This window comes from Halobacillus sp. B29 (genome assembly GCF_052246755.1).
In the GTDB taxonomy this organism is placed as follows: Bacteria; Bacillota; Bacilli; order Bacillales; family Halobacillaceae; genus Halobacillus; species Halobacillus halophilus.
This window is the reverse complement of the sequence record NZ_JBQQCM010000001.1, coordinates 357537-379484: the sequence shown is the minus strand read 5'-3', so window position 1 is coordinate 379484 and position 21948 is coordinate 357537. Positions and strand designations below refer to the sequence as shown.

Annotated in this window: 19 protein-coding genes; all 19 read right to left on the bottom strand. The window is 33.2% G+C overall.

The genetic code is table 11. The features are described from left to right. Positions 1–122: 122 nt before the first annotated feature. Positions 123–2723: a hypothetical protein gene (locus tag ACTWP7_RS01790; protein ID WP_443121791.1), complete on the bottom strand. Its 2601-nt coding sequence runs from the start codon at positions 2721–2723 to the stop codon at positions 123–125. A 15-nt stretch (positions 2724–2738) separates the two neighbouring features. Then, complete coding sequence (locus ACTWP7_RS01785; RefSeq protein WP_443121790.1) at positions 2739–3614, bottom strand: fibronectin type III domain-containing protein; 876 nt, start codon at positions 3612–3614, stop codon at positions 2739–2741. Positions 3615–4037: 423 nt separating this feature from the next. Next, entirely contained in the window at positions 4038–5357 is a 1320-nt protein-coding gene (locus ACTWP7_RS01780) for a glycosyltransferase family A protein (protein WP_443121788.1), read from the bottom strand. A 67-nt stretch (positions 5358–5424) separates the two neighbouring features. Continuing rightward, positions 5425–7209 (bottom strand): ABC transporter ATP-binding protein, encoded by a 1785-nt coding sequence (locus ACTWP7_RS01775; protein ID WP_443121787.1) that lies wholly within the window; start codon positions 7207–7209, stop codon positions 5425–5427. Then, positions 7206–8246: a glycosyltransferase gene (locus tag ACTWP7_RS01770; RefSeq protein ID WP_443121786.1), complete on the bottom strand. Its 1041-nt coding sequence runs from the start codon at positions 8244–8246 to the stop codon at positions 7206–7208. The genes ACTWP7_RS01775 and ACTWP7_RS01770 overlap by 4 nt, the downstream gene beginning before the upstream one ends. A 54-nt stretch (positions 8247–8300) precedes the next feature. Then, positions 8301–9485, bottom strand: a complete 1185-nt coding sequence (locus ACTWP7_RS01765) for a glycosyltransferase (protein ID WP_443121785.1) — start codon at positions 9483–9485, stop codon at positions 8301–8303. A gap of 16 nt (positions 9486–9501) precedes the next feature. Continuing rightward, complete coding sequence (locus ACTWP7_RS01760) at positions 9502–10692, bottom strand: glycosyltransferase (protein WP_443121784.1); 1191 nt, start codon at positions 10690–10692, stop codon at positions 9502–9504. A gap of 12 nt (positions 10693–10704) precedes the next feature. After that, the gene (locus tag ACTWP7_RS01755; RefSeq protein WP_443121783.1) at positions 10705–11808 is read right to left on the bottom strand and encodes a polysaccharide pyruvyl transferase family protein; all 1104 of its coding nucleotides are present in this window, start codon (positions 11806–11808) and stop codon (positions 10705–10707) included. Positions 11809–11954: 146 nt separating this feature from the next. Next, positions 11955–12371 (bottom strand): adenylyltransferase/cytidyltransferase family protein, encoded by a 417-nt coding sequence (locus tag ACTWP7_RS01750; RefSeq protein WP_443121782.1) that lies wholly within the window; start codon positions 12369–12371, stop codon positions 11955–11957. Continuing rightward, positions 12358–13524, bottom strand: a complete 1167-nt coding sequence (locus tag ACTWP7_RS01745; protein WP_443121781.1) for a CDP-glycerol glycerophosphotransferase family protein — start codon at positions 13522–13524, stop codon at positions 12358–12360. Before ACTWP7_RS01745 ends, ACTWP7_RS01750 begins: the two co-directional genes overlap by 14 nt. Beyond that, positions 13524–14582: a glycosyltransferase family 2 protein gene (locus ACTWP7_RS01740; protein ID WP_443121780.1), complete on the bottom strand. Its 1059-nt coding sequence runs from the start codon at positions 14580–14582 to the stop codon at positions 13524–13526. Before ACTWP7_RS01740 ends, ACTWP7_RS01745 begins: the two co-directional genes overlap by 1 nt. Positions 14583–14597: 15 nt before the next feature. After that, positions 14598–15776, bottom strand: coding sequence for a glycosyltransferase (locus tag ACTWP7_RS01735; protein WP_443121779.1), 1179 nt, complete (start codon positions 15774–15776; stop codon positions 14598–14600). Continuing rightward, on the bottom strand, positions 15748–16902 hold the full coding sequence (locus ACTWP7_RS01730; RefSeq protein ID WP_443121778.1) for a glycosyltransferase family 1 protein: 1155 nt from the start codon (positions 16900–16902) through the stop codon (positions 15748–15750). Before ACTWP7_RS01730 ends, ACTWP7_RS01735 begins: the two co-directional genes overlap by 29 nt. Before the next feature lie 20 nt (positions 16903–16922). Further along, complete coding sequence (locus tag ACTWP7_RS01725) at positions 16923–17279, bottom strand: helix-turn-helix domain-containing protein (RefSeq protein WP_443121777.1); 357 nt, start codon at positions 17277–17279, stop codon at positions 16923–16925. A gap of 24 nt (positions 17280–17303) precedes the next feature. Further along, positions 17304–18473, bottom strand: a complete 1170-nt coding sequence (locus tag ACTWP7_RS01720) for an aminotransferase class I/II-fold pyridoxal phosphate-dependent enzyme (RefSeq protein WP_443121776.1) — start codon at positions 18471–18473, stop codon at positions 17304–17306. Then, entirely contained in the window at positions 18473–19126 is a 654-nt protein-coding gene (locus ACTWP7_RS01715; protein WP_443121775.1) for an acetyltransferase, read from the bottom strand. Before ACTWP7_RS01715 ends, ACTWP7_RS01720 begins: the two co-directional genes overlap by 1 nt. Further along, positions 19127–19726, bottom strand: coding sequence for a sugar transferase (locus ACTWP7_RS01710; protein ID WP_443121774.1), 600 nt, complete (start codon positions 19724–19726; stop codon positions 19127–19129). A gap of 22 nt (positions 19727–19748) precedes the next feature. Then, the gene (gene galE / locus ACTWP7_RS01705; RefSeq protein WP_443121773.1) at positions 19749–20822 is read right to left on the bottom strand and encodes a UDP-glucose 4-epimerase GalE; all 1074 of its coding nucleotides are present in this window, start codon (positions 20820–20822) and stop codon (positions 19749–19751) included. A 37-nt stretch (positions 20823–20859) separates the two neighbouring features. Next, positions 20860–21930: an EpsG family protein gene (locus tag ACTWP7_RS01700; protein WP_443121772.1), complete on the bottom strand. Its 1071-nt coding sequence runs from the start codon at positions 21928–21930 to the stop codon at positions 20860–20862. Positions 21931–21948 lie beyond the last annotated feature (18 nt).

The following is a 21948-nucleotide window of genomic DNA, read 5'->3' as shown; positions in this document are numbered from 1 at the left end:
TTTATAAAGAACACAATAGAAATTACCTATTTTTCTATTTTTATTTGCAAATTCTGCGAATATGTTTAAATATCAAAAAAGTGCACGGAAAATATCAGTGCACTTTTTTGATATTTAACATATTACTCTGCAATCTTACCGTAATGTTTGAATACAGCTTTTTCACTAACATATTCCCAAATGACTGTTCCATCAATAACAGTCCCTGATGTATGATTAGGTGGCGAGGTAGAAGTAGTACCAGACGAAACAGCTTTATAAACTTTTCCATTAGCGTTAATGAATGTACCTGATGAATATGCGGTTGAAGCTAACCAACCTACAGAATTAGCGGTGCCTTCTTTGATTACTATCCAACCAATATATCCGCCTGGGGTTAATGTTGCTTCTTCTAACTTTTGACTATACCTAAAGTAACCTGATGTCGGTTCTTGTGAAAAAATAAAGTAAGGATCTTTAATTTTATCGATATAATTATTAGCTAGAATTACATGCTTGTTATTTGGAATTAATGTTACATTATCTAAAGTATTATCTCTAAATTGAAAATCTGGTACAGGATACTCGCTTAAAGTCATTGCTTGCATCGGTATGCTTTTTGAAATAAAAGTATTTCCTTTCACAAAAATTTTTTCGCAAGAAGTAAACCTAGAGGAAAGAAATGAAATAATGGTTTCTGGGGTCTCACTTTCAGGAGTCATAACAAATCTATTTCTTGTAAATTCTATTGTTCCGTTCATGTCTCTGAAAAAAACAAATCGATTCTGAGTACTATAAATATCACATTGGTCAAACCTTAAAAGTTCCATCGGTTGATCATAACTAGCGAAAAATTGTGTTTCAATAAAAGTACACCCCATGAATTCATATTTATAATTACTGCTATTTAGCCGATACTGCAGCGGCAAACTCAATTTCCTACAATCAAAATAACAATTCTTATAATTACCAGGAGCGATCGTAATAGCTTGAGAATTTGTTATCAACTTAAAAATATTATTAGAAAATGCCCAGCCATTTTCATCTGAGTAATTATATACTCTTACTAAATCAAAATGATTATCTAGAATGATTTGTGGTTTACCATAAGTATCAAATTCACTCCGGTTAATTTCTTCATCAATATTTTTCTTGTCTCTGTAAAAATAGTTCGAACTGATTATAGAAGTAAATGGAACATCTTTATCTACACTCAACGAGCTATTATAAAAGTTGTTATCACTCACTAGGTGCCTTGATGATTTTCTTGAACTTACAGATGAGTGAAATAAGTGATTACCATGAAATAGAGTCTCTCCTTGCAAATCCCATCCTGATGCTCTGATTATATTCTGACTTATATGAACTTGTCGACATTCCCCCCAAACCGTACTGGGTCCTAACCTCTCCATATAGTTCCCAATAAAATATACATATTGAGTACTTACAAAAGCCACACCGATTCTAGTATCATATAAATGATTATTATAAATACGAATATTTTGGTTAAGTCCGTATCCATCTTCTACATCAATTGCACAACCTGGAGCAACCCCTCTAATATGGTGAATTTTATTATCCCGTATATATAAATTCTTGCCTGTTGGAACAACTCCACATCTCCTAGAATGGTGTAGGTCACATTTCTCGACATAAACGTACCGCGGACATAAAGATATACATAGACTTAATGCTGTGCCATTTTCGTCAGTCGGGAGAGTGGATTGATAATAAGAAAGTTTAAACTTAGTTGCAGATGGTGGGACTTCTATATCATCGAACACCTTTACTGTAGTAAAACCACTAACAAAGTTGCTGTTCTGATCGTAAAAAATCACATCAAATGTTTCACTTTGAATGTCGCTGCCAAAGTCACCAAAGCTATTACCACATACATTAAAGAATCCATATTCATTTATTGCGCTGCTTGGTATTGATATATAATTATCACTTCTAATTTTTGAATTATCCTCTACTAAAATCCCATTATCAGGATTAATACTTCCCTGCTCCCATTGATCAAAAGCTCTTATATTAATAAAATTTGGTATGGCTTCGGTATATATACAATCACCGGTAAGATTATAAGCATGAATGAAGTCAATATGAATGAATCTGGCATGGTGTTTTACAGTAATCCCCATACCCCATTCATGAGTTCCTTGAATGGTATTATAATCGTGAGTATAACGATCACCTTCTAGTTCACCATTGGTAATTCTAATATACTCTGATTTATTATCAACTAAAATGATGGTATATCTTTCTAACCCATTATCCTGAATACGTAACTTTGCTCCCCCTAAATTAAAAGTCATTCTACTAGGAATCTTTATCGGCTCATTTTCGTCTATCAAGTAAGTTCCATTTTTTAATACAAATTCATCATATCCGTTTTCACTTGCCCACTTTAGAGCTTCATTTAATTGCTGAGAAGTGTTTGAGGCATTCTGACCATCATTTGAAATATTCCATCTTTTCAAGTCCAAATAATAGCTATTTGTTATAGTAGGGACAGCTTTCCATGTTCCATCTTCAAATAATAAGTTACTTTGATCTTCCACATTACTGAAATTAATATCCGTGATATCTTTAAACGATAAGCTCGAAAATTTATTGTCTATTTCTGATAATTTACTTTGCAGGTTTTGACTTTCATTGACATAAACAGCTCTTGAAACAGTCAATGGATAAATAAACTTGTTCTCACAATTATCTTTTAGCCGGTTAATCCTTCCTAGCATTAAAACACTCCTATACTAATCAATCTCTACGTAATCATGTGAGCCGTTAATAGATGCATGGTGGCCATTTCCCGACTGATCAAGTACATTGCCATTCGAGGTATCATAATAAGCAATTAAAAGATCATTAAAATAAACTGCGATTCTGTATATATATCCAGGTATCGAATTAGAACTATTTTCCCCAAATAAAGTAAATCTCCCACTATCTAATTCTGTAAGAAAATGAGTAATCTTATTATCCTCACCAATAGGTACAACATTGCCTAAATTCCCATTTAGCTCTACATCATTCACTTCAATTTTAGTTATATTTCTTTTTGCACCTGACATTATAGAATACCCAGTTCTGCCTTTGTAAAATGTGTCAGCATTATTCTTTTCTGAAATTAATCCTTCAAAAACGACTTTGTTATAAGTTGGCAATGAGGATGGAGCTACAAAATAACTATCTACTCCAGACATTTTCAAGTAATATTCAAGCGGAAGTGTTGTAACCGTTAGGCTTTCTCCTACTGATTCATTATTGGAATCATCCACTGACTTAATCGTAAAAGTGTAAGTTAAACCTGCATTTAGTGAAGATACATAAAAACTTGTTTTAGATGTATAACCTAAGAAGTTACCTTTCTCATACACGTTGTATTGCTTAAGATCACTAGAAGGACTAGCCGTCCAATTAAGAATCAAGCTATTCTTAGAGACATTCGAAGCATAAATATTTGAAACTTCAATGGGTGGTTGATTATCTTCAATCTCCACTGGCTCTGATCCTTCTATCCAATCTAAGGAAGAAATATCACTACATTCATTAGTAATTAATATCTTGTTATCTGAACTACCAGTATTAGGACGAGTAAGATCATTTCTTTCGTTTGGATTTTCTTCCACCAAAATCCTCCTCACACATTTCTGATTTTGAATCATCATGATGTGAACAACAATCAATTATATCTATATGCTTGTAGTATTTCATCAGAATACTTTTTTGTATTGACAAGTTCATTTTTTCTAATGAAAATTGACAAAACACTTATTAGGGTTAGATATTTATCGTATGAATTAATTTATCTTTATCTAAACTTCGCAAACTAACAATATTTATTTTGAAGAAGCATGAAGTAAGAGCTATCTTTTTGTTAAATCCGTTCGGACGATCGAAGCCTCAATCCCAAAACAGGCAATTTCTACAATAGCGTAAGTGCCTTAATTAAACGATCAAAAGGGAGACCCACAATCCCTGTATTAATGATGATATGATGATCTTTCCATGAACAACTTTTATTTACTACATCTATATCAAATTAAAATGTTCTATGATTTGAGGTATCTGAAAGTTTTTATAGCAAAAGGTAATTTTTTTAATTGCTTCTTATATATATGACTTCTATAACTCCTTTTTAATTCCTTATAGATACTAGGACAATTATATTTGCTCCATTTATACATATTTGTAAAGTCTGATACTTTTTCAGCTGAATTTGATAGATAATATGAAATTGTATTTCGTGCTATTCGTTCAAACCAAATATTCATTTTTCCATCATCATATCCGTATTGATCTACTGCTAATTTTTTTATTATCATTTTCTCATTTAAGTTTTCTAATATGAAATCGACGCTTAGATTGTAAGTAATATTATTTCCATGCACTCTATATACGCCGACAATATCTTCTAGAAAACCACCATCACCTACTAATAATGCACGTAAATAGATAGAGGCATCGTTAACCATATTCATTTCATCTATCCCCATATCAATTAATGATTTTCTTTTAAAAAGTGAGGTTAATGTAGAAACAGGTTTAGGAAAGCTAGGTTTCTCAAAGTTCAAAAAATAGTTTTGTGCATTTGTAATTCTATTTAGTTTAAGAGGGGAGACTTTAAATTGATTAGTTTTTGTGTATTCATAAAATACATTTGCTGCTACAAAAGAAACATTAGGATTATTGTAATGAAAGTTTACAGATTTACTGATGTAATTTGAATCTATTAGATAATCGTCATCATCTAAAAATAAAATAAACTCTCCTGCAGAATGGTCTTTAAAGCCAATTTTTCGATTTATACCAGGGCCAAGATTATCTTTATTTTTATGGTATGTTATACGAGTTTCTTTATAAAAAATTTCCTTAACTAAAAGTTCAGTACCATCTGTAGAATTATCATCAATAATTATTATCTCTAAATTCGGATAATCTTGTTCCATAAGACTATTCACTGTATGCACCAAATAATCTTTTCTATTAAACGTAGGGATAATGACACTGACTGTTGGAGAGTAATTCTTTTCAAATAACGTTATTGGATCTATTTCATTAGTTTGTTTACCTTTAAATTCATACAGAATATTAAGTAATTCTATAAATTCTGTTTCAGTTAACATAACTTTGCTCATTAAATAAAATCTGAGTACACTATTTGAGATTTTACCTTCCACAAAGCCAAGGATAACTTTAACTAACGTCTCTCGCTCTATGTCTCTTTCGTTATTTAATTTAGTTTCTATATAGTTTCTAATAATCCCCTCTAAGACCTCATAGGTTTTATTACCATTTCTACTATTTACCATTCCATTCATATAATCTATTAAGTTATAATTATTACTTTCTATTTTTTTGAAATGCCTCATTTTCTATCCCCCTACTGTGATATATTTTCAAGTCAACAACGCTAAGAGATTCCAAGAGAAAATAATACTACACGATGGTTCTTCTCTTTATTTTCTCTTCCTGAAATAGTTCACCTTTTTTCATTTTAAAAACTATATCGCAATTCTCTATAGTGCTTAATCTATGAGCAATGATAATCAGAGTTTTTTCCCCTCTGAGCCCATCTATTGCTTTCATAATCTCCTTCTCCGTCTCATTATCAAGTGCTGAAGTCGCCTCATCCATAAACAATATTTCAGGATTATGATAAAGGGCTCTCGCTATTCCAATTCGCTGGCGTTGACCACCTGATAGTCTAACTCCGTTTTCTCCTACTACAGTATCTAATTGCTCAGGAAGTTCCCTTACAAATTCCTTTAACTGCGCTTGATCTAAAGCTCTCCATACTTCTTCATCACTTATCTGTGATTTTTCAAATCCAAAAGCAATATTTCCTCTAATTGTGTCATCAGATAAGTAAATAGATTGTGGAATATATCCTATTTTTTGTTGCCATAATGCTTTTTGAAGATTTATATTTTTACCGTCAACCTTGACAGTACCCTCCTCTGGTTTGAAAAGTCCAAGAATTATGTCCACAACTGTTGTTTTTCCTGCACCTGATTCACCAATGAACGCTACTGATTGACCAATAGGTATATTCAAAGAAACGTCTTTCACAGAATAAACATCTTGATCTGGGTATCGAAAAGATACATTTTTTAATGTGATCGAGTTCTTAAATGATTTTTCACCCTTATTAATCGCGTTATTCTGTATATTCAATGGAACATTAGAATTTTCATCCCTATTTAAAAACAGATCATTATAAACTACGTTTAAAGCTGGTTGGCTATATCTTATTGTAGTAATCATTGCTACTACGCGAGTTATAGAGGGCATCAACCTAAAAGCAGCCATTGCAAACAAAGCCATAGTAGAAATAAGTTCAGCAGTATTGTTCTCTTGTAGAACAATAACTACCATAGTTATCAAAACAACTGAAACTAGCATCGTCTCAATAAATAAACGGGGGACCTGCTCTAACATCTTCATAGACCTACTATTATTTGCTTTAATTTGACTTTGACCTGTATAAGCATCCACAAAAAATTTCTCTTTTCCAGAAACCTTTACAACCTTACTAGCTCCTAAACCTTGGTTTACCCATTTAATCATCTTTCCACTGACTCTCTGCTGCTCCTTACCTAAATTAGAAATCATCTCTCGAAAGAATTTAAAGAAAATAAAAACGCTCCCACCTAACAAGGTGAAAGCTGTTAATGTTGCTATGGGGGATGTAATGAATAACAAAATTAAAATACACAAAATGACTAGCATTTCAGTAATGAGTTGAAAAGTTGAAATGATTATACCTTGAAACACCTTTGGAACTTCTCCATTTACATTCCTTAGAAGATCGGCAGTATTTCGTTGCAAATGGAATGTATAGGGTTTTTTAAGATATTCTTCAAATAATTGTCTCGATAATTTGACCTGTTGATTTAAAATTACACGATATTGGGAGTATTGGAAAAACAGTAGATATAGATTTTTTAATACAAATACTGAAAGTACTATACCTACTGAGAAAATAATAAATGAAGTGTTTGATTCAAATTTAAACAAATCATAAAGATAGGCCAGTATTGCCTTTTCTTGAATTTGGTCTGGAGATGTTATAATACCTACAAATGGCACAACTAATCCTATTCCAACTGTTTCAAATAAAGCAGCAACTATCATCATAGCAAATAGTATTATGAACTTACTTTTCTCACGTTTATTGAATAAAGAGGATATTTTGATTACGTCATTCTTCAAACTAATCACGCCTTTTTTAAAAATGAAAAAACTGAATTTTGAAATTTCAACTTTAATTGGATTACTCTGATTATCATCAAATCACTCTTAAATTTGCAGATTGATACAAGCAATTTAGTGAACAAAGATTTTGCATTATAATACTTAACATCTTCTAAAAATTCTTTATCATTGACTATCATTTTTACTAGGATTCGCTTCTTATTAAAATTAAGTGGACTAACTATTAATTCTTGTAAAAAATTTAGTGTAACACCTGCATAATGACCTCTTACTGTTTTTATGAAATTATACTTACTATACTTATAGCATGTATCTAGCATTAATCTCCTATTTTCCTCTATATAGCTGTACAAATCTTCTCTAAAAGTTTGGGTTAAAGAATTATTTCTTCGAATGTAATAGTTATAAAGAGGTTTTTTTACATAAATCATTTTTTTTACATATGGAAGAATTTTTAAATTCAAACTAAGATCTTCGCTATGATTTTTGTGTTCTTCATATCTAATTTTATTTAAATTAAACAATGAAGATTTATATAGTTTATTTACACTGGAAACTAGGCTAAGTGTTTTATTGTTAAGAAAAGAAGGAATAATTTCAGATTTAATATCTTTTTGAAAAAGAACACCTTCCTTGCCCTCATATATTGAGGAGACTGAGTTAGTATTAGTGAATGAGTTCATGGTTTTTATTGGACAAACAACTAAATCTAGATTATTACTTATAGCTTCAGTATATAATATTTCGTACATAGTAGGTTCAACTGTATCATCAGGATCAACAAAAGCTATATATTCACCTGCCGAAGCATTGATTCCTTTATTTCTAGCGGAAGATACTCCTTTGTTTACTTGATGTATTACTTTTACACGCTTATCTTTATTTTCATAACGGTCACAAATTATACCCGAACCATCTGTAGAACCATCATTTACCAAAATCAATTCAAAATCATTAAATGTTTGTTTTAGAATTGATTCCAAACATTCTGATAAGTAAAATTCTACATTATAAATAGGCACCACTATACTTATTGCAGGCATAAAACCTCCCCTTATCCGCTTGGATTAAATCATGTTGTTTATAAATAACCCTCTTTAAAAACTAGTTGCCCTGCTTACCTCGGGCGACTGAACGATCCTTTCAAATTCTAAGTTTTCAACTAGCTGATTTCGTAAATTTGCATCCTTAATTAACTTTTCAACAGACAGGAATAGTTCATCAGCATCCATGTCAGTAACCAACCCAGTTTTCCCATTATTTATTTGTTCTTTGACACCATTGACGTTAGTTGTAACAATTGGTTTTTGCAAAACTTTAGCTTCTAAAATTGTAATACAGTATCCTTCATACCTAGATGGTTGAACATATATATCACACTGTTTCATGTAAGGGTATGGATTTGAATTTGCACCTAATAGTACGAAATAATCTTCAACCTGATACTTTTCTATTAATTTTTCGTATGATGTTCTAGCACCCCCTTCTCCCAAACAGTACCATTTAACTTTATAACCCCGTTTAATAAGTTTTGTTAGAGCCTTTATTGCAATATCTTGACCCTTTTCCGTGGATAATCTTCCAACTGTCAAAATTCTTATACCATTAAAGCTGTCTTCAAAACCATGTCCAATTAAAGACAACTTTTCAATTGAGGTCGGGGAAACTTTATTTAGATATACATTTGTTTTTTCTTTTATTATGGGAACCTGAGCAATTAGTTTTTGTTTGGCTTCATTAGAAACCACTCTAATTTCATCAAAGATTTTATATTTTTTATTCATGTAACTTTGATCGAATCCAACTTTCGTAATATCGAAATGAATCCATTGTATTTTCTTCTTAGCATTGATTTTTTCTAATACAAAAAAGCTTATGAAGTCTACTGGACCTGCATAAGCAATCGCTGTATCAAAATGCTTTGTGTCATAATGAATACTTTTCATTAAGTATTTAAATAAGATATCCCTATCTCGGAAAACTTTTGTGAACAAATATATCGTAGAAAAAGAGAATGCTTTGATTAACCTCCCTTTTTTCAATAAGTTTATAGAAGTAATTTTAGCTGGCTGATTTAACATTTTTTTAATAGTGGAATATCCTTTTAACACTTCAACATTAACGTGATCAGGTATATAGTTTAAAAATCCTCCTTTCGATTCAAGCATAAGTATAGTTATATTGAATTTTTCCTTAGGCATTTCTGAAATCATATTAAGAAGCGCTTTTTCAGTACCACCAATATTCATATTAATTACCATAAAAACGACATTTTTCTTCAAAATATTTCACCTTCTATTAACTTATTAGTTCATAGAATTTGTCTAGTTCTTCCATATTCCCTTTTTTCTCTTCTCTTAAATAATTTATGATGCTTTCCTTCAATAATGGTTTTTCTATATATTTCATAATTCCCTTGTAAACACTCTCTCCATCCATGTCCACAACTAAGCCGTTTTTTCCATCTACCATTTGATTATACACAGCATCGAATTTCGTAGTTACTACTGGGATATTCAACATTCGTGCTTCAGCAATCGCTAATCCAAAACCTTCAAACCTTGAAGTTTGCACATAAATATCAGCATTAATAATATATGGGTAAGGATTAGACTTGACCCCTAATAATATAAACTGATCGTTAAGATTATTATTTGATATCATTTTTTTTAATTCTTCTTCCATAGGACCTTTCCCTAAAACATACCATTTAAAATTTAACCCTGTTTCTTTAAGCTTTTTACAAGCTTCTATGGCAATATCATATCCTTTTTGATTAGCTAGCCTTCCAATTGTTAGTATTCTTATACCATCAAAGTTATCCTTATAACTTTGTTTTAAATTTGCCATATTTGATATTAGAATAGGATCATTGATATCATAGATTACATTTATCTTATCCTGTAAATATGGGAAGGTTTTTAGGAATACCTCTTTTGTAGAATCCGAAACAGCTACAACTTTATTGTAGTGTTTATAAAATTTCATTTGAAAATTTTTTTCTGCCTCATCTAAACGATAACTAACATTAACCCAGGCAAATTTCTTTTTAGCTTTAACCTTGTCTGCTACAAAAAAAGTAGGGACACCTTGAGCATAGCTGATAGCTATATCATATTCTTTGTTTTGATTTTCAATTACTCTTGAGACCGACTGCCAATATATTCTAGCCTTTTGAGCATTACGATATTTCTTTATTCGAATAGCCGCTGAATACTTTAATCTAGAAAGAAACATTTGAATGTTTTTACTTTTAATGGAAAATAAGAGTGAATTTATCATACCTTTATTAGTAAAGGTTGTATAATTTAGTGGAGGTAATATGTTTACTTCTTTTGGAACTAGTTTTTCTAATTCATTACCATAAGAAAATAATCTTAAATCTACATCAAATTTGTCGAAATCCAATAAAGATAATAATGTAACTAAACTTTTTTCAGCACCGGCTACATCTAATGATTCAATTACGAATAGTAATTTTTTTTTCATAATTTCCTCCAATTAAGCAAATCGTTTTTCAATAAAGTTATCTAGCCCTTCAAACTGTCTTTCTGATTCAAAAAGTATCTCTCTATTAATTAATTTATTATCTTGTGTTCGATCAATCGTTTCCTCCACATCTAGACGATCGATATCTTCAATATATGAGTAAACGCTTGTCATATTTATATCATGAAGTATATTATATGTTTTATCACTATAAATTAGTGGGTATATATCTTGATTGAATAGCAAAGCTAGAATTATTGAGTGGAATCGAGTTCCAACTATTGTTTCACATGTCTTAAACTCATCGAGTATTGACTTTATATCTCCTTTATAATTAACTACTTTCACATACTCTTTATAATTTTTTTTTAGTTCATCAATGATTTCAGATATCGCTTTCAAATCTCCTTCATTTTCACAGAAAGAAAATAGTTTAATTTGGTATCCTCTATTAATGTAAGCTTCAATAATGTGAATCATTTTATTTTTATAATCTTTTTTGTAATCTTTCAGCTTCCCTCTTTTTTCTAAATCAATAATTGATATTCCAACACTTTTTTCCTTTATGGTATTTTCGAATTTTTCATTTAAGCTAAACACTACATCAGGAGCTAATCTTGTATTTTGTAGGTTTTGGAAAAGATTAAAAGAATACTCATCTCGAAAACAAATATCATCGAAAAGACTAAAAAATTCCTTATGCTTTTCAACATATAATTCATCTTGATAAGGTCCAAAATTCGAGCCAATAATAAACGAAGGTCTATTAGAACTCTTGAACCTTTTAGGAATGTTCGATCTTTCTTTAATAGAAGTTCTCCAATTTCTATTTTCCATAAAAATTGAGCCCCCTATATTAACAAATGCATCGTATTTCTTATAATTAAAGACATAATCATTCAATTTGGAGAAAAGATCTAAATTACGTCCAAATATCTTGGCAGATATGGTTCTAAGTATCATAACATTTTTATTAGACCTAAAAATTTCATTATACATTTTATTATTTGTCAATAAGTCCCATTGTGTATTCGGATATCGATCAAATAAAACCTTTAAAAATAGATCATCACCCAAATTTAAATTATAGTAGGCATTCACTAAGATTTTTTTCACCTGGTACCCCCCTTTTATATTTCCAGCATAATTTTAGGAAATTGTTATATTTATTAATGTTTGATTGGATAAAAAATTAGGTTTACAATAAACAAATTATTGTATCTTTACCCTCCCTATCTTACTTGTTTTCCCTTCCCCGCCCTTTACATACCAATTTTTTCTTTCACTTCAGTTGATGAAACACCCTTCGTATAAGGAAAATAGATAATTTCTACTCCAACTTCAGAGAAATCTCTTTCTAAATCTTTGAACAATGAATTCCCTTTCCAGTCATCCCCTACAAACATCACATCAAAATTCAACAATTCCCACGCAGCATACTTATCTCTATTCATCTGTGGAACAACTTGATCAACGTACTTAATACCGCTAACGACCTCTTTCCTATCTTCATAACAAATTACCGGCTGCTTATTTTTATATTCCATTACAAGTTCGTCTGTACTTACCCCTACTATCAAATAATCACACAGCTCTTTTGCTTTTCTTAATATATTCAAATGACCCACGTGGAACAAATCAAAAACCCCGGTTGTGTATCCGATCTTATACCGCTTCATGAACTTCTCTCCCTTTCTCACTAAAACAAATTTTGTTTATACGTTTCATTAATTCCTCGGAAGCATTACCTTTTTCAAATGTTCCAACAGTATTTAGAAATAGTCTTAAATTACGCTTATAACTCTTCTCATCAAACAACATTATTTCTTCCAACAATTCGCTATTTGATAAAGCTTTACCATAAGGCAGTTCCTCCATTTGAAAATATAATTTTCGATCCTGTTTTGTATAACTTTTTAAGTCAGGTACAAATAAGAAACATGGCCTTTCAGTTATTGAAAAATCAAACATGAGTGACGAATAATCTGTAATAAGTACGTCTGAGATATGAAGTAATTCTTGAATATCGTTATACTCCGTCACATCCATTACATTGTGTTTACTAACTCTATTTTCTTCAGAGATAAGGTGTGGGTGAAACTTGACGAGTACTTTCCATTCACCCCCGTATTCTTCTTTCAATGTATTAATTAATTTCGCATAGTCTAGTTCGTAAACAGACATATCATTATTCTTTCTAAAGGTTGGAGCGTAAAGAACAATTTTCATACGGTCGCTAAGCTTTAACTTCTTCTTAATGTTTTGCTTAAGTTCGTTATTAGAGAAGATATCATTCCTCGGTGTCCCTTTCTCTAGGATTTCACCGTTATACCAAAACGACCGGTTGAATATTTGTGTACTATATTTACTACCTGAAATTAGGAGGTCGCATTTTTTTGAATCTTTTTGAGCCATTTTTAAATAGTGCTCAGGTAATACATCTTGAGCATCTTTCTCAATTTGCTTTAATCTTAGTGAACTGTGCCACGTTTGGATGTAATACTGCCCCTTTCTTTTCACGAAAAGGTCTGTGGTTCTATAATTAGTGACAATTACTTTTGAGGTACATAATTCATAAAAGTATTTCAATGACATGACTTTTACTTTTCGAATTCGATGATCAATTTGTTGGGATCCAGGGTCATTAAATGCCCAAATAATATCGAATTTACCTTCTGGTTCATGCTCAAGCAGATATTGTGTAATATATTTTGGATTGCAACCAAACTGACTGCCATAATAGCTGAATAAGAAGATCTTATTATTTTTAATAGGGAGGCAATTAAATAAGTAGATGATACTGAATGACATAATTTTCTTTATTGTATTCACTAGATTTGAACACCCTTCCGCTTACTTATAGCGCTTTTTTCTAACCCTATTGGTCTCGATAATACTTTTGCTTTTCTCAAAACTTTCTTGAGACCAAGAAAGAGAACATTTAAGTAGGGATGTTTATAAAATAAACGCAGCTGAAGGTTCAGCTGGCTGTCGTTTTCGGTCGCCTTGTGAAATTCAAGATAATTGTTTTTCACATACCTTTGAATTTCATTTCGATGGTAAAAATCAGGATCTACCTTTCGATTCATTAATAATAAATTGAAATGAATAAGTGATTGCTTTAATAAGTTTTGATAAGATTCTTGAATAAGATGTTGGTATTCACTTTCAATAAAATTGTGTCTTTCCTTTAATCCTTTTAAGATGTCTAAATTTCTCACAGAATAATTTGCAACTATACTATCCTCTCTTTGATAGTAGTTGTAGAGTGGATCATGAAGAAGAATAAATGTTTGGACTCTATGCATCCCTTGATGCGCCCAGAACACATCTTCGAATACTACCCCTTTTTTAAAAGGAAGATCACGGATGAGTTCTGTCTTATAGAGCTTGCCCCAGGCGAAATTTTTCACCAATTCATTCTTTACTAACTCACGCATTAAATTCTCATTGTCTAAAATGATAAGGTCACCATTCTTGGAATAATATCTATGGTCGAACAATAGATGTTCTTCGTGAGCATAATAAAAAGCTGATTGAACAACATCAGCTTTAAAAGTGAGTATTTGCCTGAGCATTTTTTCGACTGCTTGGAGTTCTAACCAGTCATCGCTATCAACAAACATCGTGTATTCGCCTGTAACACGTTGCATACCGTAATTTCTGGCGTCTGATAACCCGCCATTTTCTTTATGAAACGCCTTCACTCGCTCATCACGTGCTTGATATTGGTCAGCAATTGATCCACAGCTGTCAGGGGAGCCATCATTAACTAAGATAATTTCGAGATTCGTATAGGTTTGCGCAATAATACTATCCAAACAACGATGAATATATTTCTCTACCTTGTAAATTGGAACCACTATACTGACTTTCACCTCTTCATCCATGACTTCCCTCCTTTCTTAACTCAACTGATATAATTTATTTAGCTCTCTGGTATTACTATAATCCGTGTTATGACAATTGTTTGCTAAGTGAGTTCTTAATTCTTCATTCTTACATAACCTTTCGATCCCATCTGCAATTCCTTCTACAGATAATTCACAAATCATACCATCGTGTCCATCTCTAACCTGACTTTGCGCCGTTGGATAATTAGTAATCAAGACTGGCTTTGAAAGAGATTGAGCTTCTCCTACCGTAACTGCTTTTCCTTCGTATCTTGAAGGTTGAACATAAAGATCTGCTTCTTTCATATAAGGGTAAGGATTAATTTTTTTTCCTAACAGGAAGAAGCTGTCTTCCAATCCATTTTTCTTTATCAAATCCTTTATTTCTTCTTCATCGCCTCCGTACCCAACAACATACCAGGCAACCTTACTGAATCCGCGTTCTTTCAACAACTTCAAAGCCTTAACTGCTTGATCAATCCCTTTTGCGTAAGAAAGTCTAGCCACAGTCACGATTTTAAATCGGTCATCTGAATTCATTGGATTTCTAACTTTTTCTCTTGAAAGATTCTCTACAAGTTCAGGAGAAGCAATATTCTCTACGACTTCTATCTTTTCCATTAGCGAAGGGTACTTTTTCACAAAAGCATTGCCACAATCGTCAGAGACAGCAATAATATGATTGAATTGACTCCACATTTGTAAGTCTAATTCCACATCCGTATCTACTTTAGAAAAATCTGTATGAATCCAGGCAATTTTCTTTTTTGCCTTCACTTTTTCTGCAACAAAATAATGTGGCCACAAGTAACTGATCGCTACATCATACTCTTTCCGAACTCTTGGTAGAAAAGGGATTAAGTACTTCCATATATATTGCATTTGCTTATACCCTTTTTCTGGGGACTCACTTAACTCTGCCTTGTATTTAGCCAGTAATCTCATAATTCCAATGAGCAAGTGACCTTTCTTCATCGTTTCCGAGATAGACATTCGAAACGTTTTATAAGGTTTTGACTCTTTAAGTAAATGTGGACTAGGAGGAAGTAAATTCATGAAATCTCCTGTGTGACTATAAAGCATCAGGTCAACTTGATAATTGTCATAATCAAAATTATTTAACATACTGATGAGACTTCTTTCTACTCCCCCTACTTCCATATCAAACGAGGCGATCAAAACGTTTTTCATAAAATCCTCCATTTGAAATTTTGTAAATATTGAGTAGTTTAGAGATTCCTTGGTCTAATGAGTAATGATTCTTTTCAAAGCTTGAAATAATTTGCTCTTTGCTTTGCTCTTTTTTCCCAACGTTTTCTAAAATGGTTTGCGCCCATGTCTCTGCACTTTCTTCTAAAGAACGCCTAGAGAATAATCCTAAATTCAAATCGGCTTCCGGCTGCACAGATTCCGAAACAATACACGGGACTCCACTTGCTTGAGCTTCCAGTAATACTAATCCAAGCCCCTCATATATGGATGGAAATACAAAAACATCCATAACATGTAACATGGTAGCAATATCGTCCCTTATGCCCACAAAACGAATCATTTCATAAATTCCTTCATACTTTGCTTTTTCTTCGACTTGCTCTCTTAAGTCACCATCACCGACTAAAAGCAGTCTAGCTTTAGGTTCTTTTTTTAATACCGTTTTAAATATTTCAAGTAGAAAGGTATGATTTTTTGCGTCTATGAATCTTCCAATATGACCAATAACAACTTTGTTCTCTAAGTCTTTAACTCTCTTAAATTGGTTTACATCTTCTTCACTTTTATTCAGTAGTTCAGCATAATTAATGACATTAGGAAAATAATTATAGGAAGGTTCCTGTAAACTTCTATGTCCAAATAAATATTTCCCCGCTTCCTTGCTGCAAGCTAATTTTTGGGTAGAAGCCATATTAATGACAAGACGCATGAGTTTCACATAGATTTTTCGGGAGAGTTTATCAGTCTTATCTAAAGTCGTATGCGCATGTGAAATCCTTATCGGAATTCCGGTTAGAATAGCTGCAATATTGGCCACACCACAATGGAATAACGTATGGGCATGAAGGGCCTGGTAAGGACCATTTTGTTTAATCACATGGTATAGGTCCTTAACGGATTGAGTATTAGATAATTTAATAACTCGACCACCTAAACTCCTTATTTCTTCGTCGTAGTGTCCTTCTTCATTACTATAAGACACAAAGTCAAATTGAACTTTTTCTTTATCGATTTGTCTGTAAATATTCATGAGCATCGTTTCAGTGCCTGCTCTATTCATAACCCCTACAACATGAAGTACTCTCACTGGTTTACCTTTACTCATCAATCTATCTCCTCACTCCCTTAGTTATGAGGAACCTTTTCTTGTTTGTTCTGCCAATTAATAAATTCAATCAGTTTCTTATAATCATTAAGTTGATCTTTTTGAATTCCTGAAGCTTTTAAGTCGTTAATGAATTTCATCCATTCTTTTTCAAGTGGTTGATAAGATAAATCATTAATGCCTACATTTTTCATTAGAACCAACAAATCAACCCCTAATACAGAAGCAATTTTATCTACCATTTTAATGGAAGGATTTTTATTTAAGTTTCTTTCGAGGTTGCTTAAATAAGATTTTGATATTCCCGCACGCTCTGCCAAATCTGACAAGGATAAGCCTCTTTGCTTTCGAATACAATGAATGTTAGTTCCTATCATGTATGGTTACCTCAATTTTATTTATTAGAAGATACCTTCTTTTCTTTTAGCTCCTTTTAACGATTCTTTTAAGCAATTGACTACTCTTACCTGTTCGATTTCCGATAAATTCGATCCAGATGGAAGACAGATTCCTGTTTTAAACAATTGGTGTGATACGTCTTCATGCTCCGAATGAGAATAATAGAGTGCGCCTGAATATAACGGTTGCATATGGAGTGGCTTCCATAGCGGCCGAACTTCAATATTTTGTACAGCCATAAAATTAAGAACCTCAAAAGGATCTGCGGCAATTTCCAGATGATTCATAGTAAAAACAGTCAACCAACGGTTCGATCTAGTTTCGGGAAGTTCAGCCAGAAAGTCTATGCCATCTATATCAGCTAATAGGCATTCATACCTTTTAAAAATTTCTCTCTTTGCATGAACACGGTCTTCGATTACTTCTAATTGCGCTCTCCCAATACCAGCCAGAATATTACTCATCCGATAGTTATAACCCACTTCGTGGTGTTGATAATAAACGGCTTGCTCTCTGGCTTGAGTAGCTAAGAAGCGCGCTTTTTCCAGTCTATTTAAATCATTTGAAACAAGCATTCCTCCGCCGGAAGTGGTTATGATTTTATTTCCATTGAACGAATAAACTCCAAAATCACCGAAGGTTCCACTGTGTTTCCCATGATAAGTTGAACCAAGTGATTCGGCCGCGTCTTCAATTATTGGGACCCGATAGTGATCACAAAGGGTCATCAATTCATCCATTTTTCCCGATTGACCGTAGATATTTGCCATAATGACAGCTTTAGGTAATTTTCCTTCTTTATAAGCGTCATATAGTGCTCTTTCTAAAGCCAGTGGAGACATATTCCAAGATTCAGGTTCAGAGTCAATAAATATTGGTTCGGCTCCCTGATAAAGTATTGGATTTGCACTAGCTACAAAGGTGAATGTGGAACAAAAAACACGATCACCTCGCTTTACATCTAATAAAGAAAGAGCTAAGTGGATGGCTGCTGTACCTGAACTGACAGCAACGGCTCCTTTAGCTCCTACATACTCTGCTATTTCTTTTTCGAACATATCTACATTCCTACCAAGCGGTGCGATCCAATTCGATTCAAATGCTTCATTAATATACAGTTGCTCTTTCCCCGTCATGTGTGGTGGAGAAAGATATATTCTTGAATTCTTCATTAGACACCTCCTTTGAGTGGTTGAACCTGAACCTCTGCACTCATGACTTTTGCCGGGCATCCTACTGCCTTTTGATAACCAGGGATATCACGGATGACTGTAGCTCCGGCACCAATTACACTCCACTCACCTATCGTAACTCCGGGAATCGCAGTAGTTGCAGCACCGATGTTTGCCCCTTCACCCACTATCACGTTTCCCGTTAAAGTTACTCGAGGTGATAAATGGGAGAATTTAAAAATTGTGCAATCATGTTCGACAATCGCCCCTGTATTGATAATGCTATGAGAGTGAATGACTGCATTAGCATTAATAACTGCGTTCGGCATTACAACCGTTCCAGGAGCAATCTTTGCTGAAGGACTAATAATAGCCGAAGGGTGAATGACGCTGATAAACTGGTTCGCATTCAGTTTTATTTCTCTAACTATTTTCTTTCTAATTTGGTTGTTTCCTATAGCTATAAGGACTTTTGAATCCCGTTTAATGAATTGATACAGTTTAGTGAGTGGCCCATAAACTATTTCACTTTCCTTATGAATTTCACGATATTTCTCATCTAGAATCCCAATAATCTTATGCTTTTTCTCAGCTATAATGATGTCTTGGATAACCTTACTATGACCGCCATCTCCAATTAAGATAATCTCCATTTACAGCACTTCTTTCGAACCTTTGAATTTTTCCATTGTCACGTGGTTTTGATGGCTGATCCCTTCTTTTTTTAAGACCTTAATAAATGTAAGAGCTAAAATTTTTATATCTAATCCAAGACTCCAGTTTTTCACATACCATGTATCACAACGGAATTTTTCTTCCCAGGTAATAGCATTTCTTCCGTTAATTTGGGCCCAACCTGTAATCCCAGGTTTCACAAGATTTCTAAGAGATTGTTCTGGTGTGTATAATGGTAAATACTCTAACAATAATGGCCTTGGTCCTACTAAGCTCATATCTCCTTTAATGACATTAATCAACTGAGGAAACTCATCCAATGAATATTTTCTAAGAAGTTCTCCGATCGCGGTTAAACGTTTTTCATCTGAAAGTAGATTCCCTTGCTCATCGGTTGTATTACTCATCGTGCGAAATTTATAAAGATAAAAAGGCTTATCATTTATTCCTGGGCGCTTTTGTGTGAAAAAGATCGGCGATCCAATTTGTACTTTTAATATTATACTGATCAACACAAACACCGGGCTCATTATTAGTAGTAAAGGGATGGATATGGTTAAATCTAATAATCTTTTCATATTATTTTTAACCCCTTCCTCATTATTTAATAACAAAAAACTCCGCTGCTTTACTCGGCACCGAAGTTTCACTTTCTGTATAGGATTGTTCATATCCAATTGGGTTGAGTGATTGCCAGCGCCAGGTGTCTTCACACATTTCGTTTATCCCTCGTTTTGCTCTCCACCCCAGTTCTACATTTGCTTTTGTAGTTTCTGCAAAACAGATGGGGATATCCCCAGGGCGTCTATCGATAATTTTGTAAGGGATTTCCCTTCCTGAGGTTCTTGCAAAAGCTTCAACCATCTCAAGAACACTGTATCCTTTTCCAGTCCCCAAATTATATATGTGTACTCCTTTTGATGATTCCACTTTATCTAAAGTTCGAACGTGACCTTGTGCTAAATCTACAACATGAATATAGTCTCTGACCCCAGTCCCATCTTTTGTCTCATAGTCATTTCCAAATACCCTTAGTTCCTTTAAACTTCCTACCGCTACTTGTGAAATATAAGGAAGAAGATTGCTTGGAATTCCTTGAGGCGATTCGCCAATCATTCCGCTTTTATGAGCACCGATTGGATTGAAGTATCTTAAGAGTGCTATACTCCATGAAGAATCGGATATGTATAGATCTCTCAGAATTTCCTCAATCATGTGCTTGGTTCTTCCATAAGGATTAGTTGTCTTTAATAAAGAATCTTCACGAATCGGCACTTGATCCGGCTGACCATACACGGTGGCTGATGAACTGAATACCATGTTTTTAACATCATACTTTTTCATTACTTCACACAATATAATCGTTCCTATAACATTATTCCTGTAATACCAAAGCGGATCCGTTACAGATTCCCCAACTGCTTTTAACCCAGCGAAATGAATAACTGATGAGATTCGGTTTTCCGCAAATACTCTTTCGAGAGATTGAGCATCCAATAAGTCGATGGCATAGGTTTTGAACTCTTGACCTGTTAATTCCTGGACTCTTCGTAGAGCTTCTGGCTGACTATTAGAAAAGTTATCGACAACAATGATTTCATGACCCTCATTTAATAATTCTACACAGGTGTGAGTCCCTATGTATCCAGCCCCACCGGTAATTAAAATAGCCATATCCACACCCCCGTTTTCTTAATTTTCAAACCAGTAGTTACCAAACCAAAAAATCACTACGGTAATCAATGTTCAAGTTCATAACATTTTCGAAATAGTAATAAGCAAAATAACAACTAATAATTGCGAAGTAGATCATTTTTTCATCTCTTGGTCGAAATAATTTTACAACCCACGAAACAAGGATCAACTGATATAAAGTAAAATAAATAGAGAACCTTGCGAAAATCCAATTTTGTGTTGAGACAATCATAAAAACGAGACCAATTAAGCATAGGTTTACGATGTAATCACTCTGAGGGAAAATTTCTCTCAATTTATCCTTCCCAATGTAAGCAAGTAAAATTGGTGCTCCAAATACCACTACTCTTAATACGCTTGCTCCTCCTTCAGCAAAATCCTCATACTCTGCATATTGTGTATCTTCTATAGCTGAAAACAATAGAGATGAAAATTGTTCAAACCCAATAACAATGACAACTGAAAAAATAAGAAGAGCCACCGTAGCTTTAGACCAAGCTTTAAATTGAACCAGAAAGTAAATCGGCAGCAGCACTAATGCACTTTGATGAAACAACGAAGCGATAAGAATAACGAGAATGTAGCGTTTCAAGTTACCGTTTATAATATACTTTAATGCTGTGAAGGCGATAGCGGCAGCTAGCACCTGCCGTATCCCATTCATAGATACTAAAAACAGACCACCTGTGATATACACGTACAAACTTAATTCCAACATGCGAGAATATTGATATAAGACGATCACAATTAATGTGTTGGTAATAAGTGCTGTTGTAAATATAAGAACTTGAGGATCATCAGATATCCTTTTTAATAACATCTGCAGTATGCCAAATCCTATATCTTTTTGAGACTGGATAAACTCCCATGTAAACGTATTGATTTCATAGGTATGTTTATAAAAGTAGGTATCTCCAATATTCGCTCGCAATCCTGATACAAGCACAAGTGATGCTAATGCTCCAAACACGAAAAATGAATTTGGTCTGCTGATCACCATCGTATTCGTTTGAATTTTAACTCCTACCAGCCTCGCAAAATAAGCTAAACAGAATACTAAAGCAAGGTTCATCCATAATTGTGTCATAACCATTTCCTTTCAAAG